Consider the following 14,896-nt stretch of genomic DNA (forward strand, 5'->3'; position numbering starts at 1 on the left):
CATGGCCGAATTCGTGACCCTCGAGCTGCCCGCCGAGCCGACCACCCGTGGCGTGGCGCTGCTGCGCATCGACCGCCCGCCGCTGAACCTCGTCGACGCGCAACTGGCCCGTGAGGTGGCGGCCGCGGCGGCCACGGTGGCCGATCATCCGGGGGTCGCCGCGTTGATCGTGTACGGCGACGAGCGGGTGTTCAGCGCGGGCGACGAAATGTCGGAGCTGGCCGCGCTGGACGCGGGCCAGGCCGCCGCGATGGCCGCCGATCTGCAGGCCGCGCTGGGCTGTCTGACGCGGGTGCCCCAGCCGACCGTCGCCGCGATCACCGGCTACTGCCTTGGTGCGGGCCTGGAACTGGCACTGGGCGCGGACCACCGAATCATCGGCGACAACGTGAAACTCGGTCTGCCGCAGATCAAAGCGGGCCTGATCCCGCTGTCGGGTATCCGTCGACTCTCGCTGCTCATCGGTGCCAGCCGCGCCAAGGACCTCGTCTACACCGGTCGATTCGTGGACGCCGAGGAGGCTTTCAAGCTCGGTTTGGTCGACGAGGTCGTCGCCCCGGACAACGTCCTGGCCGCCGCCCGCGCCTGGGCCGCCCAGTTCGTCACCGCGGCCCCCCGCGCGCTGGCCGCCGCGAAGGCGGTGTTCGAATCCGGCCCACACGGTCACTCGACGGCTGTCACCGAGTGGTCGGCGCTGTTCGATACCGATGACGCCCGCACCGGCACCCGCACCTTCGCAGCCGAGGGCCCGAACGCCGCGGAGTTCACGGGAAGGTAGAAATCGGGGCAGAACCTGCATTAACTTCGCGCCCGGTGTGGTGCTGCCCGCGCCCACAGGACGCAGCCGAGACCTCGGCAGACGCCGACCGTCGTCCCACGGTCAGCGTGCCCCGGCGCACATATTAGGCTGGCCTCTATGACGGTCCATCCCGACGACCCGGCGCCGAATCCCCACGCCACCGCGGCCCAGGTCGAAGCAGCGCGCAAAGACACCAAACTCGCCCAGGTCCTGTACCACGACTGGGAAGCGGAGACCTACGACGACAAGTGGTCGATCTCCTACGACGAGCGCTGTATCGCCTATGCCCGCGGCCGGTTCGACCTGGCTGTCGGCCCGGCTCCGCTGCCCTACGAGCGCGCGCTCGAACTGGGCTGTGGCACGGGATTCTTCCTACTCAACCTGATGCAGGGTGGCGTGGCCAAGTCCGGTTCGGTCACCGACCTGTCGCCCGGCATGGTCAAGGTCGCGCTGCGCAACGCCGAGCACCTGGGCCTTGACGTCGACGGTCGCGTCGCCGACGCCGAGACCATCCCGTACGACGACGACACCTTCGATCTGGTCTGCGGCCACGCCGTGCTGCACCACATCCCCGACGTGGAACTCGCGCTCAAGGAGTGCCTGCGCGTGCTCAAGCCGGGCGGCCGTTTCGTGTTCGCCGGCGAGCCCACCACCATCGGCAACATCTACGCCCGACGCCTGGGCCAGGCCACCTGGAAGGTGACCACCGAGATCACCAAGCTGCCGTTCCTGTCGGACTGGCGTCGTCCGCAGACCGAACTGGACGAGTCCTCGCGCGCGGCCGCCCTCGAAGCCGTGGTCGACCTGCACACCTTCGACCCCAGCGATCTCGAGAAGATGGCGAAGTCCGCGGGTGCCGTCGACGTGAAGGCCACCACCGAGGAACTGGCCGCCGCCCTGTGGGGCTGGCCGGTGCGTACCTTCGAGGCCGCGGTGCCCGACGAGAAGCTGACCATGCCGTACCGCCTGGCGCAGTACCGCGCGTGGCTGGGCCTGAGCTGGCTGGACGAGAACGTGCTGCGCAAGGTCGTGCCGCGCGAGTTCTTCTACAACGCGATGATCACCGGCGTGAAGCCGGGCGCGGCGCAGAAGTAAGTGGGCTACCGCTTCGGCCGCGACGACGTCGCCTACCTCGGCAGCGCGGCGGGTTCCGCTGCCCTGGCCGACGTCGACCGGCTGGAGCTGACCACCGCGACGCACCTGCGCGATATCGAGCAGGTGCGTCGCGCGCACGGTGAGCGTGCCGCGTCGCTGATCGAGACGGTGCGGTTGCGTCGCAAAGCCGTGGTGAAGTTGCCCGCGGCCCGCGAATGGTTGTTCACCGACGACGCGCTGCAGCAGGCCACGCCCGCCCTTGTCGCGCGGCATCGGGCTGCTCGGTTGGCCGGTCGCGCGGTGCACGACGTGACCTGTTCGATCGGTGCGGAGTTGGCCGAGTTGGCGGCGGTGTGTCCGGCGGTGATCGGTAGCGATCTCGACGATGTGCGGTTGGCGATGGCGGCACACAACCTCGGCGTCACTGCAGCGTCTGATCCCGAGCGGAATGGGTTGCCCGACAACGATATCGGCGCACGCATCTCCGTCCCCGGCCGAAACATCGTGCTGGCCAAGGCAGATGCCCTCACCCCCACCACCCGTGACACGGTGATCATCGCCGATCCCGCCCGCCGAGCAGACGGCCGCCGCACCTACGATCCCGCGAAACTGCAACCCCCACTCCCGGACCTGCTCGCCGCCTACGCAGGCCGCGACATCGCCGTAAAATCCGCTCCCGGACTGGATTTCGACCGCCTGGCCTGGGACGGCGAAGTAGAAATAGTCTCCCTCGACGGCGCAGTCCGAGAAGCCTGCCTGTGGTCTCCGGGCCTGACCACCCCCGGCATCACCCGCCGAGCCACCGTCCTCGACTCCCGCGGCACCACAACAACTCTCACCGACGCCGCCCCCGACGACATCCCCGACCTCCCCCCGGGCGACTGGATCATCGACCCCGACGGAGCCGTAGTCCGAGCAGGTCTGGTCCGCCACTACGCCGCGAAACACGGCCTCTGGCAACTGGACCCCCGCATCGCCTACCTCACCGGCAACACCGTCCCCGCCGGCACCCGCGGCTTCCACATCGAAGACCGCTTCGAACTCCGAGAAAAGACCCTGCGCCAAGAACTCACCCGCCGCGACTGCGGTGCCCTGGAGATCCTCATCCGCGGCGTCGACATAGACCCCGACGCCCTACGCAAAAAACTCAAGCCACGCGGCACCCGCCCCTACAGCATGGTCATCACCCGAATCGGCCGCACCGCAACAGTTTTCCTGTGCACCGCCCACGCGGCCCAACCGACGATCCGGCACTGACTACTGCCGCACGCCACTGCCGGATCGCGATAGTCTCGCTGTGGGCCGTTGCGTCGACGGTCGCGATCGTCGGGAGGTTGTGGATGGTGCCACGTGGAGTTCCTGCGGGGCCTGAGGTATTCATCAACCGGCAGCCGGATTTCGACTGGATGGATAGCTTCTGGGCGCGGCAAACGACGGCGAGGGTCGGTGTCTGCACCGGACTACCCGGCGTCGGAAAGTCGGCGTTCATCCGGCGTTGCGTCGAAAAGGTCAGAGCAGCAGGAATGTTCGTCGACGGCGAGCTCTACGTCGACTTCGGACGGATCGACGGCGAAGAGATGTCCGTCGCAGACGCCATGGCGATGTGCTTGCAGGAAATGGGGGTCAGCCCGGACCTGCTTCGCCTGCGCTTGCCCGGGCTCAGCAATCTTCTGCGGGGCCTTACCGCGCGCTATTCGGTGTTGATCGTGCTGGAGAACGTCACCGACCCGGCTCAGGTGACGCCTTTCATCCCCAATAGCGCGTCGAGCGCGGTGTTGGTCGTGAGCAATCGGCTGCTGACCGAACTGGAAACCGACGGTGCGTCGGTACGGCGGTTGGCACTGATGGACGGTGACGCCGGTGCGCATCTGCTGAGCGAGTGGATCGGCCCACGTGCGCAGGCGGAGCAGGCGGCTGTCGCCGACCTCGTTCGGCTGTGTGGCGGTCTCCCGGTGGCGATGCGGGTGGTGGCGAACCGGCTGAAGGCCCGCCCCACACTGCGGATCGAATCGGTGGTTGCCGGAATCGACACCGACGAGATCGGGCTCGCGCCCTTCGTAGTGGCAGGGCAGGCGAATCTGTTCGCCGTTTTCTCGGAAGCGTATGCGGCGCTGGCAAAGAAGCACACAGGCCAGGACACGGCGAACGACGAGGTCCGCGCGGCCGAGGACGCCGCGCGGTTGTATCGGCTCCTCGGTTGCTATCCGGGCCATGACCTCACGGCGGAGTGTGCCGCCGTCCTGATGGCGTGCGACACCGCGCGAACCGATGCAGCCATCGGCGTCTTGATCGCCGCCGGTCTGCTCGAGGAAGACTCCGCCGAGCGGCTGTCCCTGCATCCGGTGCTGCGACGGCACGCCGCCACTCTGTCGGAGAAGCTCGATTCCGACGATGAGCGGTCCGAGGCAGTGCTCCGTGTCACCCGGTACATGCTGATCCGCGCAGCCTTCGCCGATCGGGTGATTCTCGGCGACAAGCGATACCGGTGCACACCGGAGTCGGTGACGCAGGGTTTTCCCGCACCCTTCACCGGTCCGCACGCCTACCTCGCGGCGCTGGGCTGGCTCGACGGTGAACGAATGAACCTGCTGGCCATTCAGCGCGCCGCCGCCCGCACCGGGTGGCACGAGCTGTCCTGGCAGCTGGCCGAAGCGCTGTCCGCTGTCTACGTGACCAAGCGCTACTACGTCGATTGGACGGTCTCCGGTGCGATCGGCGCCGACTCGGCGAAGGCTGCCCACAACGTACGCGCCGAGGCGCGACTGAGCAGTTTCAGCTCCAGGGCCTGGAACGAGATGGGCGATCACGAGCGGGCCGAGACCGAGCTGGTTGTGCGGGCACTGCCGCTGGCGGAGTCCGCAGGTGACGTGCGCCTGCTCGCTTCGGTCTGGGAGCTGATCGGACGCCACCGCGAGCCGGTCGATGCCGTGGCGTCAGCGACGGCCTTTCAGCGCTCACTGGCCCTGTTCGCCGCGGAGAACGACGAGCGCGGAACGGCTTTCGTCATGTTCTTCGCGGGCTCGGCCGTCGACCGGGCCGGTGATCGGGAACAGGCCGAGTCGATGCTGCGTGCCGCCTTGCCGCTCGTGCGCACGGTCGGCAACCCACGAATGCTCGGACGTTGCCTTACTGAACTCGGTCGGATCTGCGCTGAGCGGGGACAAGCGGAAGGTGCGATGTTTCTCGCCGAAGCTGTCGAGGTGCTGGCGGCCTGCGGTGGCACCTACTACGAGGCCCGCGCACAGGAACAGATCGTTCGCCTCGCGGCCTCGGCCGGTGACCTCGCGGCCGAGGTCGCAGCACTGGCCAGGCTGATCCAGCTGCACCGTGAACTGGGTTCGGACCGGGTCGAAGAACTCACCGAGACGTTGCGTCACTTGCGGGAGCAACAGTGAACGAGACGTCCATCGCGTTCACACCCGCACGGACTGTGATGCGCTGATCGGACAGGCAACCGTCGAGTAGGCAGCAATACAGGGCCGAAGCGATCAACGCGGCGCGTTGCGGGTGTGGCGATGAGGTAGTGGCCATGACCGTCACGCCGCCGCGCATCGCCGCCACCGCGCCTCGCGGTGTCGCCGCCACCACGAAGCGCGCACCCGGGTAGTCGGTCAATGCCGAACGCGCCCACTGTGTCCCGGTCGCCGCGTCGAGTTCTCGATCGTGCGTGATCGCGGCGGCGCGTTCGATGATCTTCGGATCGGATTCGGTTTCTCCGGCCACGAGATGCGTTTCCGGTAGCCCACCCGCATGATGCTGGTGCTGCCACGCCGCCGCGGGAATTCGCACGAGATCCAGCATCGCATCGGCCACCCGGCCGGTGCGGACGACGAAGGAACGGACCGGGCGTGAACCGCAGTCCGGGACCGGGATTCGTGGCGCTGGTGTCGTGTAGGCGGGCAGCGGCACGTCGAGTTCGCGGTAGATCAGCGCCTGTACATTGCGCGCCGCTGTGCCGACATCGGCGAACACCCGGTCGGTGATGTGCTGGTATCGGCCCGGTTGATAGCTGTTTGTGGCGGCATCGAGCTGGTGTCGTAGATCGCGGTCGGGGTACAGAGTCGGTGCCGACGCGGCCAGTGTTTCCACCGGCGTGCCCGACACGGTTTCGGCCGCCCGTCCCACCATCAGCAGCGGTCTGTCCAAGGCCGCGGTGAACAGTCCCAGCGATCCCTGATCGGAAACGACGACATCGGCTGCGATGAGCGCGGATTGCCAGCCGGATTCGGGCGGCATGAGGACCATTCCGGCATCGAGAGCGGACGCGAACCACAACTCGATCTGAAACCTGCCGTAGCGGGCCCACACATTCGGGTGCAGTACCACGACCACCTGGTAGGAATCTATGGGCAGATCGGCGAGAAGTTGATGGGGCAGCCTGGATCTGCGGCCGATCAGCGATTCCGAGCCCCAGGTGGAGGCAAGGGTGACCAACCTGCGATCGCCGGCGCCGAGTGCCTCTCGGTAGCGGGCACGCAGACCGAGGCTGGCGCGGAGCCGGTCGTAGGTCGGGTCACCCACGATCATGGTGCACTGCTCCGCGTGCGCGCTCACCGCGGCGAGTTGGGCCCGCTGGTCGGGATGGGACAGGGTCACCGTCACCTGACCCGCGCGCAGTGCCTGCTCTGGCGGGAGTCCGGCCAGTCGAAGCGTCCCGTCGTGCCCGTCGGTGAGCAGTTTGTTGAAACCGAGGCCGTGAGGTAACAGGATAGTGTGCGTCGCCATCGCCGTGAAATCTATATTCTCACTGGCCGACAATGCCAGGTGATAATGGAATGTGCGATCGACAATATGCTCCCACGGTACGATGAATACATCCTTGCTACGCAAGAATTCATGGACTCCGCTGCTGAATGCGGAGGTGTCGTCGACGGTGAAGGCGACTCGTATTCGGATGTCGTCTCTGAGCCACGCGGTGGCTTCCAATAGTCGATATGTCGAGGTGAGCGTCCTGGCTACGAAGAGGACGGTGTACTCGACGGTGGGAAAGGTGTCCCATGCCGGGTTGCTGTCGAACGGTCGCTCAGTGGTGGAACGGCGGTCCATCAGCGAAAACCCCGCCGAACTCGCCCGAAGTAGAAGCTAGTTTCCGGTTTCCGGTTTCCGGTTTCCGGTTTCCGGTTTCCGGTTTCCGGTTTCCGGTTTCCGGTTTCCGGTTTCCGGTTTCCGGTTTCCGGTTTCCGGTGCGATTCTAGCAATTCAGCTGTGTGCCCGCGGTGAATTCTGGAAAATTTGTAGGCGTGATATTCCGGTCTGCGGGTCGTGACGACGACTGCGGACTGGATGAGCACGGAACTCCCTACGGTGACAACTGGATCGGTGATGCCGGACTACCCTAGCCGATCCGCGGTGAGTGGTGGGCCTCAGAGCTACGGCTCGAGATTGGGGTGGCCGATGTTCGGCGGTAGTGCGGTGGTGGAGTCCACGATGGCAGCGCGCACCATCGACTCGGTCAGGCCGATGACCGTGCGCAGGTCAGTTCCGGCGAGGTTCGCCGCGGTCAGATCCGCATCCGTGAGGTCGGTCGATTCCATGATTGCGCCGCGAAATCGAACTCCGCGGAGATTCGCGGCGGTCAGGTCGGCTCGGGTGAGGTCGGCGGTGAACAGCACCGCGTTCGGCAGTTGGATGCCGGCACAGGAAGCCTCGGTCAGGTTGGCACCGGTCAGGTCGGCGTTGTCCAGGTGCGCACTGGTGAGCCGGGCACGGTGCAGGACCGCTCGGGCCAGCTGTGCGTGTGGCCATTTCGCTGCGGTGAGGTCGGCCTCGGTGAGATCGGCTCCAGCCAGGTCAGCCGTGCGGTGTTCGGCACGACCGAGTTGCGCCCCGCGCAGCCGAACGCCGCGCAGGTCGACATCGCGCAGCCAGACGCCGGTCAGGTCCAGTGGTGTTTCGTCGCGATCGGGTCGGTCGCGCAGTGCGGCGGCAGCTGCGGTGACATCGAGCGAATGTTCGATCGGTGTCTGCGTGGGGTCGGCCGGTGCCACCGCGTACCGCCGCAGAATGTCGCAGATCGATTCGAGCGCCAACATGTGGTCACGAGCCGAATCGAGCATGAGCTTGAACAGTGTGCGGACCCCGGCTGCCCGGCCGTTCGGTTCCTCGGCCGCGAGACGTCCGGCGGCGGAGTCGAACCAGCCGATGAGATGTTTGTCCTCGTCGAGCCGTTGCTTGGCCTTGTCCAACCAGTATCGGTAGAGCCCGAGCCCGGTGAGGATCAGCGCACCCATCGCGGTCACGAACTTGATCATCTGATCGCGGACGGTCGCGATGGCGGCGAGCCGCTCAGCCGCCGACAGACCGGCGGTTTCCCCCGAGGTGAGCCGCTGCGGTGCCGCGAGGACCAGCCAACCGGCAACTGTCACCAGAATGATCGAAAGACATACTGCCGCAACGATCCCCACCCGTTGAGTTCTCATCGACCATGCCTACACCCACCCGCGTTCGCTCGGCAATACCTGGCGCGCCTCGCGCTGTCAGAACGCCAGTTCTGTCCAGGGAATGTCGATCGGGAAGGGATGCGCGGTCTGCACGCCGGGGTGTTCGTCGGCGAGCCATTCACCGGTCAGGATGTAGTTCGCCTTCCGTAACGGCGTAACCCCTTGGGGGAGATGGACTTCGTCGGTCGACAGGGCGTAGGCGCGGACAACGGCGACGCGGCGTGGGTTCGGTGCGAGTTCGGCTTCCCAGTACCAGGGGATGCCACCTTCGGCGTAGCGGCGCTTCTTCGCTTCGATCGCTTTGGGTGTGTTCGCGGGGGACAGGACCTCGCCGGCGAGCAGTACATCATCGGCGTGGACCCAGTCGAATTCGTCGCGTAGGCAGCGGAAGATCATGAAATCCGGCGTGAGAAAGCTGGACCGGTCCGGCCGGAAGAAGACGTTCGTCTCCAGATCGACCTGCCAACAGACCTCGGGATCGGCGGCCATGTGCTCGCGGGCCCGCCGCTCCAGCGCATTGGTGAATCGGCGACTGTACCGCTGATGCTCCGCCGGCCCGTGCCGCAACATCACCTCGTCGGCGATCCATACCGGCACGCCGTCGCGGAGCTCGATCCGTTCGGCGATCTCCGCGGGCAGCTGCTCGAGCTCGTCCCACGTCATGGTCGCGGGAAGCTCGGGGCGCTGAACACGCGGCGTCGACATGATCCAATGCTAGCCAGCCGAGGTGACAGGAAAGGTGTGCGATGACGGAATCGTCGGCGGCCTAACCTTCCATCTTCTTCACCACGCGCTGCACCGTGAGCCAGGTGCGGGTGGTGATGTCCTTGCCGTAGGTCTTTTCCAGGCGTGCCATGAAGTCGGGGGTTTTGCCGGTGCTGTTGTCGATGACGGTGAGGAAGGCGCGGACTTCGCGGTCGTAGCCGATGACTCGGGTGAAGGGGTCGTCGGCGAAGGCTTTCGTATCCGCTTCGCGCATAGCATTTTTGAAGAAGGTGACGGTGAGGTACGAGCCGCGTTCGTGGGGTAGGCCTTCGAAAGGGTCGCGGTCGAGCAGGGCGCGCAGTTCGGGGTGGCTGCGGATGATGGTGCCGCCGGGGATGCCGAGTTCGGTGTTGAGCGCGGTTTGGATGCGGTCTTCCAGGTCGGCGGGGTTGTCGGCGGTACGGAACACGACATTGCCGCTGGACAGCACCGACGCGACCGTCTCGAAGCCGAGCCCTTCGAACACCCCGCGCAACTTCTCGTTACGCATGTTCGGGTTGGACGGCATGATCCCGCGCAGCAGCGCCGCATAGCTCTCCACGCCGCTGACGCTACCGGCCGCCCCCGACAGAAACCATCGCATCCGTTCGCCACGTCAGCCCCATGCAACGCCGACCGAGGTGGCTGTCAGCTCTGTGCCGCGGCGTTCTTCTTCCGTTCGATGTCGGCCAGCGCCGCCATGTACGCCTCGCGCTCCTGCGCGCTCGCATCCCACGCCACCTTGCGGTTCTTCACGACCTTGGCGGGCGCCCCGACGGCGATGCTGTAGTCGGGGACGTCCCCACGCACCACCGCGTGCGCGCCGAGCACACAGCCACGCCCCACACGGGTGTCGCGCAGGACTGTCACCTTGGCGGCGATCCAGGTGTCGGGGCCGATCCGGACGGGGCTCTTGACGATGCCCTGGTCTTTGATCGGCATGTTGATGTCGTCCATGCGGTGGTCGAAGTCGCAGATGTAGCACCAGTCGGCGACCAGCGTGGATTCGCCGATCTCGATGTCGAGGTAGGTGTTGACGACGTTGTCCTTGCCGAACACCACCTTGTCGCCGATGCGCAGCGAGCCCTCGTGGCAGCGCAGGGCGTTGCCGTCGCCGATGTGGACCCAGCGGCCGATCTCCATGCGGGCGAATTCGGGGGTCGCGTGGATTTCCACATTGCGGCCGAGGAACACCATGCCGCGCAGCACGATGTGCGGGTTGGCCAGGCGGAACTTGGCCAGACGGTAGTAACGGACCAGGTACCAGGGGGTGTAGGCGCGGTTGGCGAGCACCCACCGCAGCGAATCCCTGGTCAGGAATCGGGCCTGCTGCGGATCGCGGCGGCGTGATCCACGCCAGCGCGCGCTCAACGGTGCGCCCCACATGCTCGTCACGAACTAGTCTCCCGTCATGATCCGCCGGGCCTGCCCCGAGGATTCGGTCATCGGGTACACAGAGTACTTTCGCAGGGCACACTTACCTTCCATACCCCGATCAAACAGGGAGATCAGCAGGTGCGAACACGGACTCGCGTCGTCGCCTCGCTCGCTGCCGCCGGTGTGGTGGCGCTGGCAGGGTGCGGCACCGATGTGGACGACATCACCGTCGGGGCCGGAAAGGGTTGGCCCGCAGCGCATCACGACAGCGGCAATGCCGGCACCAGCCCGGTGTCGGGCGCGGATTCGATGTCGCTGAGCTGGTCGCGTCCGGTGGGCGGCCCGATCGCCCAGCCGTTGACGATCGGCGCCGACGGTCAGATGTTCGTCACCACCAGCACCGGCAACTGCGCGATCTTCTCCTTCCAGATGCGCACCGGCCGCAAACGCTTCTGCAACCAACTGGGACCGTCGACGATCGAAGCGCCGACCGTGCTCGACGGGGTCAGCAACGTGTACGTCGGCGACGACGGCGCGGTGAACTCGTTCAACTACCTCGGTCAGCCGCGCTGGCGCACTCCCGTGGCGGGCGTGCCGGTGGCGATCCAGTTCACCGGCGACGGCAACGTGCTCACGGTGACCCAATCCGGCCAGGTCGACGTGCTCAGCAGGCAGACCGGCGGTCGCGAAGTGCCGACGGTGCAGTTGCTGGGCGAACCCGATTTTTTGAAGTACCCCGGTCTGACCCGGCCCGCGTCCGGTGACGGTCTCGACGACTGCCAGACCGGCGGGCCGCGCTGCGCGGTGGCCAACACGACCGCTGTGGACCCGTCGACCGGCCGGTTCTTCGTCACCGTGTGGGAGCCGGGCAAGCAGGCCGCCGCCCTGCGCGCGATGCGTTATGCAGATGGGGCGGTGACGCAGGAGTGGAATGCCGAGGTTCTCACCGGCGGCAGCGCGACCAGTCCGTCGCTGTCGGCCGACGGTGACACCGTCTATATCGGCGACAACAGCAAGCGACTGATCGCGCTGAACGCCGCCGATGGCGCTACCCGCTGGGTTCAGTCGCTGCCGTGGGCTCCGCGCGGTGGGATCTCGGTGGCGGGCGATCTGATCATTCCGGCGGGCGATGACGGCTATCTGACCGCTCTGCGCGATAGTGATGACAAGGCTGAAATCGTCTGGGAGCGTAAGGATCTCGCTCTGCGTGGCAGTCCCGCTCAGGCCGCGGGCGACATCGGTTACACCGTGGCCGCGATCGGCGCGGGTCTGAATCTGATCACCTTCGACACGACCAACGGCAACACCATCGACTCCGATCCGCTCCCGGCTGCCACCGGCACGACCACGGGCACTTCGATCGGGCCCCAGGGTGAAGTGGTCGTAGCTACCCGGCTCGGCGAAATCTTCGCCTTCACGCCGGACGCCTGACGTCAGTACGGGTTGGCCCGGTCCTGCCAGCGTGCGGCAAGTTCCGTCGCGTGCTGCGCGGTGAAGGAGATGCGTGCCGGGTCGCCGTCGGCGGTGTAGCGCTGGTCGGGGTTGGCGGCCAGCCAGTCCAGCCAGTGGGCCGAATCGAACGGGACCGTGCCACGGCCCGATCGAATGCGCGGTACACCGCCGGGGTCCACCGCACCGAACGGTGACGGGGCCGGGTTGGAGCCCACCAGCATCACGGCGTCGAAGCGGTACGCGAAACCGTCCCAATTGCCAGCCGTGGCCAGCGCGTGATCGCGGGGGTAGATGCCCAGCGGCAATGCCATGGTGCGCACGGGTACGGCTTGGGCCACCGCGCGCACGTTCTGCACCAGTTCGCGTTGCACACCCTCGGCGTCCAGGCTCGCGAGATTCGCGTGATCGGCTGTGTGCGCGCCTATTTCGTGTCCGTTCGCTGTCAGCCATGGCAACGCTCGTGGGTCGCCGCCGAAGGGTTCGTTGTTGACGTAGAACGTGGCCACGGGCCGGAAGTCCGGGTGGCGGGTGCCGAATTCGGCGAGGATGCCCGTGGCGCTGTCCGGGGTGACGGTGCCGGTGTCGGTGAAGCTGAGTTGGCTGCTGGTCGAATCGTCGAAGGTGAGCACGACCGGGTGGGTGCCCGCGGGGAGGTTCACGTCGCCTGCGATGTACTGGGCGGCGGTCACCGGGCGGTAGCCCTCGCGGTAGAGGCGTTCCAGTTCGTCGCGGAATTCCGTTGGGGTCTGGTCGTATTCGCCGGCGGGGTTCGGGGTGATCTGGTGGTACATCAGCACCGGGACCAGACCCAGTTCATTGGCACCGATGTCGGCCGGGTTCGGCGGCGTCGGTGTGGATGTTGTTGGGGGAGAGGCTGGTTGAGGGCTCGGTTCGTCTGCCGGTGTGCAAGCCGTGAGCGTTATCAGCGCCACCGCCGAAACGAGTCGCGACATCGTCTTCGAACCGCCCATCATCGCGCCGATATTACGGTGCGACAACCGTTTTCAGTTGATCTTGTCGATAACCCAGCAGGCCCGGCTCTGCCTGCGCGATAGTGGGCGGGACAACGGTGTGGAAGTTGGTGTGGGCGTTGGTATTGCGACTGCGGTCGTTCGGTTGGCAGCGAGTGGTGGGGATCGCCGTCGGTGCGTTGCTGATTGTCGGACTACTGGCCGGATTCGCGTTGAACGGCTCCGATGAACCGCCGGTGGCCGACACGATGCCGCCGACATTGCAGGTGTCACCCATCGATCCTGTGACCTCCTACCGCAAGCCAGTTCTGGTGCGCGGCAAAGCTGTTGACGCTGTCAAGGTGTCGATCGGTTCGGACACGGTGACTCCCGCTGCGGACGGAACCTTCGAGCTGTTGGTGCGGTGGGGCCCCGCCTATGAGGTCGTCGCGGTGGATGCCGCCGGCAATCAGACCAGCACCATCGCAGTCACGGCGATCACCCTGCCTCGTATGCGCACCGTGCACGTCACCGCACACGCCTGGTCGCACGACGGGCTGCGCGAATCGATCTTGGACCTCGCCCGCGAAAAGCGCATCGACACTGTCCAACTCGACATCAAGGACGAGGACGGTGTCGTCGGCTACGACTCGCAGGTGCCCCTCGCACGTGAATCCGGCGCTGCCACCGCGATTTACGATGCGCGCACGGCGCTGACCCAATTGCACGACATGGGCCTGCAGGTAGTAGGCCGCATCGTCGCCTTCCGCGACCCCACCCTGGCCACCTGGGCCTGGCACAACGGCCGACCCGACTGGGTTGTTCAAAACCCTTCGGGCCAGCCCTATTCCAGCCACTACGGACCCGTCGCCTTCACCAACTTCGCCAACGCTGAAGTGCGCCAATACAATATCGACCTCGCCGTCGAAGCCGCACACCTCGGGTTCGACGGCGTCATGTACGACTACGTCCGCCGCCCCGACGGCAGCCTGTCCAGCATGCATTTCGCCGGCCTCACCGGCACCCCCACCGAAGCCGTCGCCGCCTTCCTCGCCCAGAGCCGCTACCCGCTGCACGAAGCAGGCGCGCACCTCAGCGCCGCGGTCTACGGCATCGCGTCCACCCGCCCCGACGAGATCGCCCAGAACATCACCCTCATCGCCGGCAGCGTCGACTTCGTAGCCCCCATGATCTACCCCTCCCACTGGAACCCCGGCGAATACGGCGTCCCCAACCCCAACGCCCAGCCCTACGACATCGTCTACCGCTCCCTCCAAGACTTCCTCGCCGCCACCGCAGGCACCGGCGCCACCGTCATCCCCTGGCTACAAGACTTCAGCCTCGGCGTCCCCTACGGCGACGCCGAAATCCGAGCCCAAATCGACGCCACCCGAGACGCGGGCATCCCCAGCTTCTTCCTCTGGAACGCCGCCACCCGCTACCACACCGGCGGCATCCACCCCGCCTGACCTCCCGCGATTCGTCGCAATCCCGCAGTAGCGTTCGGCTATGGCCAATTCCGAAACCTCGCTGCTGCGCCCGGCGATCCAAGGCGCGGTCGTCTCCTTGCTGGCGTCGGCGGTGAAGGCGAAAAGTGAACCGCCGCTGCAGCATTTCTTCGAGGACCTTTTCCCGCCGACTCCCGCCCAAAAAGAGCTCGTCGGTGCCGATCCCGCCGGTCATCCCGATAACATGCCCCCGGCGGTGATCGCCGAGAAGTTCGCCGAAACCGCGCTGGGCACCACCCTCGACAAACACCAAAAACTTGAAGCCCAGCAGGTCATCCACTACACCTTCGGCATGGCACTGGGCGCCGCGTACGGCATAGCCACCGCCCGCCACCCCGCCCTGACCAAAGGCCTCGGCATCCCCGCAGGCCTAACCCTCTACGCCTGCACCCACGCGTCAACTCTCCCGCTGCTGGGCATCCAAAAACCCTTCTGGCGCCTACCGTTATCTGCAGTCTGCTGGGAAGCAACCAGTCACGTCATCTTCGGCGCAACCATGACCCTGGGTCTACGCCTGCTCAGACGTTGAGC

At 66.4% G+C, this 14,896-nt stretch carries 13 protein-coding genes; 7 read left to right on the forward strand and 6 right to left on the reverse strand.

From position 1 onward, the window contains the following. Position 1: 1 nt before the first annotated feature. The 4 genes from ACFWVD_RS04205 to ACFWVD_RS04220 all read left to right on the forward strand — a co-directional run bounded on the left by ACFWVD_RS04205 (position 2) and on the right by ACFWVD_RS04220 (position 5,289). Entirely contained in the window at positions 2-778 is a 777-nt protein-coding gene (locus tag ACFWVD_RS04205) for an enoyl-CoA hydratase-related protein (RefSeq protein WP_379240476.1), read from the forward strand. A 138-nt stretch (positions 779-916) separates the two neighbouring features. Then, entirely contained in the window at positions 917-1,894 is a 978-nt protein-coding gene (locus tag ACFWVD_RS04210; protein WP_379240477.1) for a class I SAM-dependent methyltransferase, read from the forward strand. Beyond that, positions 1,895-3,151, forward strand: coding sequence for a class I SAM-dependent methyltransferase (locus tag ACFWVD_RS04215; protein WP_379240478.1), 1,257 nt, complete (start codon positions 1,895-1,897; stop codon positions 3,149-3,151). Positions 3,152-3,417: 266 nt separating this feature from the next. Then, complete coding sequence (locus tag ACFWVD_RS04220) at positions 3,418-5,289, forward strand: hypothetical protein (RefSeq protein WP_379240479.1); 1,872 nt, start codon at positions 3,418-3,420, stop codon at positions 5,287-5,289. Here ACFWVD_RS04220 and ACFWVD_RS04225 read toward each other — a convergent pair. From ACFWVD_RS04225 to ACFWVD_RS04245, 5 genes are all read right to left on the reverse strand, one after another. Next, positions 5,252-6,619: a hypothetical protein gene (locus ACFWVD_RS04225; protein ID WP_379240480.1), complete on the reverse strand. Its 1,368-nt coding sequence runs from the start codon at positions 6,617-6,619 to the stop codon at positions 5,252-5,254. The two genes, ACFWVD_RS04220 and ACFWVD_RS04225, sit on opposite strands and share 38 nt — an antisense overlap. Before the next feature lie 644 nt (positions 6,620-7,263). Continuing rightward, complete coding sequence (locus tag ACFWVD_RS04230; protein WP_379240481.1) at positions 7,264-8,313, reverse strand: pentapeptide repeat-containing protein; 1,050 nt, start codon at positions 8,311-8,313, stop codon at positions 7,264-7,266. A gap of 57 nt (positions 8,314-8,370) precedes the next feature. After that, positions 8,371-9,039, reverse strand: coding sequence for a Uma2 family endonuclease (locus tag ACFWVD_RS04235; protein ID WP_379240482.1), 669 nt, complete (start codon positions 9,037-9,039; stop codon positions 8,371-8,373). Positions 9,040-9,100: 61 nt separating this feature from the next. Then, positions 9,101-9,640 (reverse strand): DUF1697 domain-containing protein, encoded by a 540-nt coding sequence (locus ACFWVD_RS04240; RefSeq protein WP_379240483.1) that lies wholly within the window; start codon positions 9,638-9,640, stop codon positions 9,101-9,103. Positions 9,641-9,726: 86 nt separating this feature from the next. Continuing rightward, positions 9,727-10,473 carry an acyltransferase gene (locus tag ACFWVD_RS04245; RefSeq protein WP_379240484.1) on the reverse strand — a complete coding sequence of 249 codons (747 nt, stop codon included), beginning with the start codon at positions 10,471-10,473 and terminating at the stop codon, positions 9,727-9,729. A 120-nt stretch (positions 10,474-10,593) separates the two neighbouring features. Here ACFWVD_RS04245 and ACFWVD_RS04250 point away from each other — a divergent pair, with 120 nt between their 5' ends. Next, positions 10,594-11,886: a PQQ-binding-like beta-propeller repeat protein gene (locus tag ACFWVD_RS04250; RefSeq protein ID WP_379240485.1), complete on the forward strand. Its 1,293-nt coding sequence runs from the start codon at positions 10,594-10,596 to the stop codon at positions 11,884-11,886. A gap of 2 nt (positions 11,887-11,888) precedes the next feature. On the opposite strand, the gene ACFWVD_RS04255 is transcribed toward ACFWVD_RS04250, so the two are convergent. Beyond that, positions 11,889-12,881 (reverse strand): polysaccharide deacetylase family protein, encoded by a 993-nt coding sequence (locus ACFWVD_RS04255; protein ID WP_379240486.1) that lies wholly within the window; start codon positions 12,879-12,881, stop codon positions 11,889-11,891. Between the two features lie 80 nt (positions 12,882-12,961). Between ACFWVD_RS04255 and ACFWVD_RS04260 the strand changes: the two genes are divergently transcribed. Beyond that, positions 12,962-14,326, forward strand: a complete 1,365-nt coding sequence (locus ACFWVD_RS04260) for a putative glycoside hydrolase (RefSeq protein WP_379240487.1) — start codon at positions 12,962-12,964, stop codon at positions 14,324-14,326. 40 nt (positions 14,327-14,366) lie between these two features. Continuing rightward, positions 14,367-14,894: a DUF1440 domain-containing protein gene (locus ACFWVD_RS04265; RefSeq protein WP_379240489.1), complete on the forward strand. Its 528-nt coding sequence runs from the start codon at positions 14,367-14,369 to the stop codon at positions 14,892-14,894. Positions 14,895-14,896 lie beyond the last annotated feature (2 nt).

The sequence above is a fragment of the Nocardia sp. NPDC058666 genome, assembly GCF_042714895.1.
GTDB lineage: Bacteria > Actinomycetota > Actinomycetes > Mycobacteriales > Mycobacteriaceae > Nocardia.

Bases quoted from the DNA above. Each gene is read 5' to 3' on its own strand.
- ACFWVD_RS04235 (WP_379240482.1), bottom strand. From the start codon at position 9,039: ATGTCGACGCCGCGTGTTCAGCGCCCCGAGCTTCCCGCGACCATGACG.
- ACFWVD_RS04210 (WP_379240477.1), top strand. From the start codon at position 917: ATGACGGTCCATCCCGACGACCCGGCGCCGAATCCCCACGCCACCGCG.
- ACFWVD_RS04265 (WP_379240489.1), top strand. From the start codon at position 14,367: ATGGCCAATTCCGAAACCTCGCTGCTGCGCCCGGCGATCCAAGGCGCG.
- ACFWVD_RS04225 (WP_379240480.1), bottom strand. From the start codon at position 6,619: ATGGCGACGCACACTATCCTGTTACCTCACGGCCTCGGTTTCAACAAA.
- ACFWVD_RS04220 (WP_379240479.1), top strand. From the start codon at position 3,418: ATGTTCGTCGACGGCGAGCTCTACGTCGACTTCGGACGGATCGACGGC.
- ACFWVD_RS04255 (WP_379240486.1), bottom strand. From the start codon at position 12,881: ATGATGGGCGGTTCGAAGACGATGTCGCGACTCGTTTCGGCGGTGGCG.
- ACFWVD_RS04205 (WP_379240476.1), top strand. From the start codon at position 2: ATGGCCGAATTCGTGACCCTCGAGCTGCCCGCCGAGCCGACCACCCGT.
- ACFWVD_RS04230 (WP_379240481.1), bottom strand. From the start codon at position 8,313: ATGAGAACTCAACGGGTGGGGATCGTTGCGGCAGTATGTCTTTCGATC.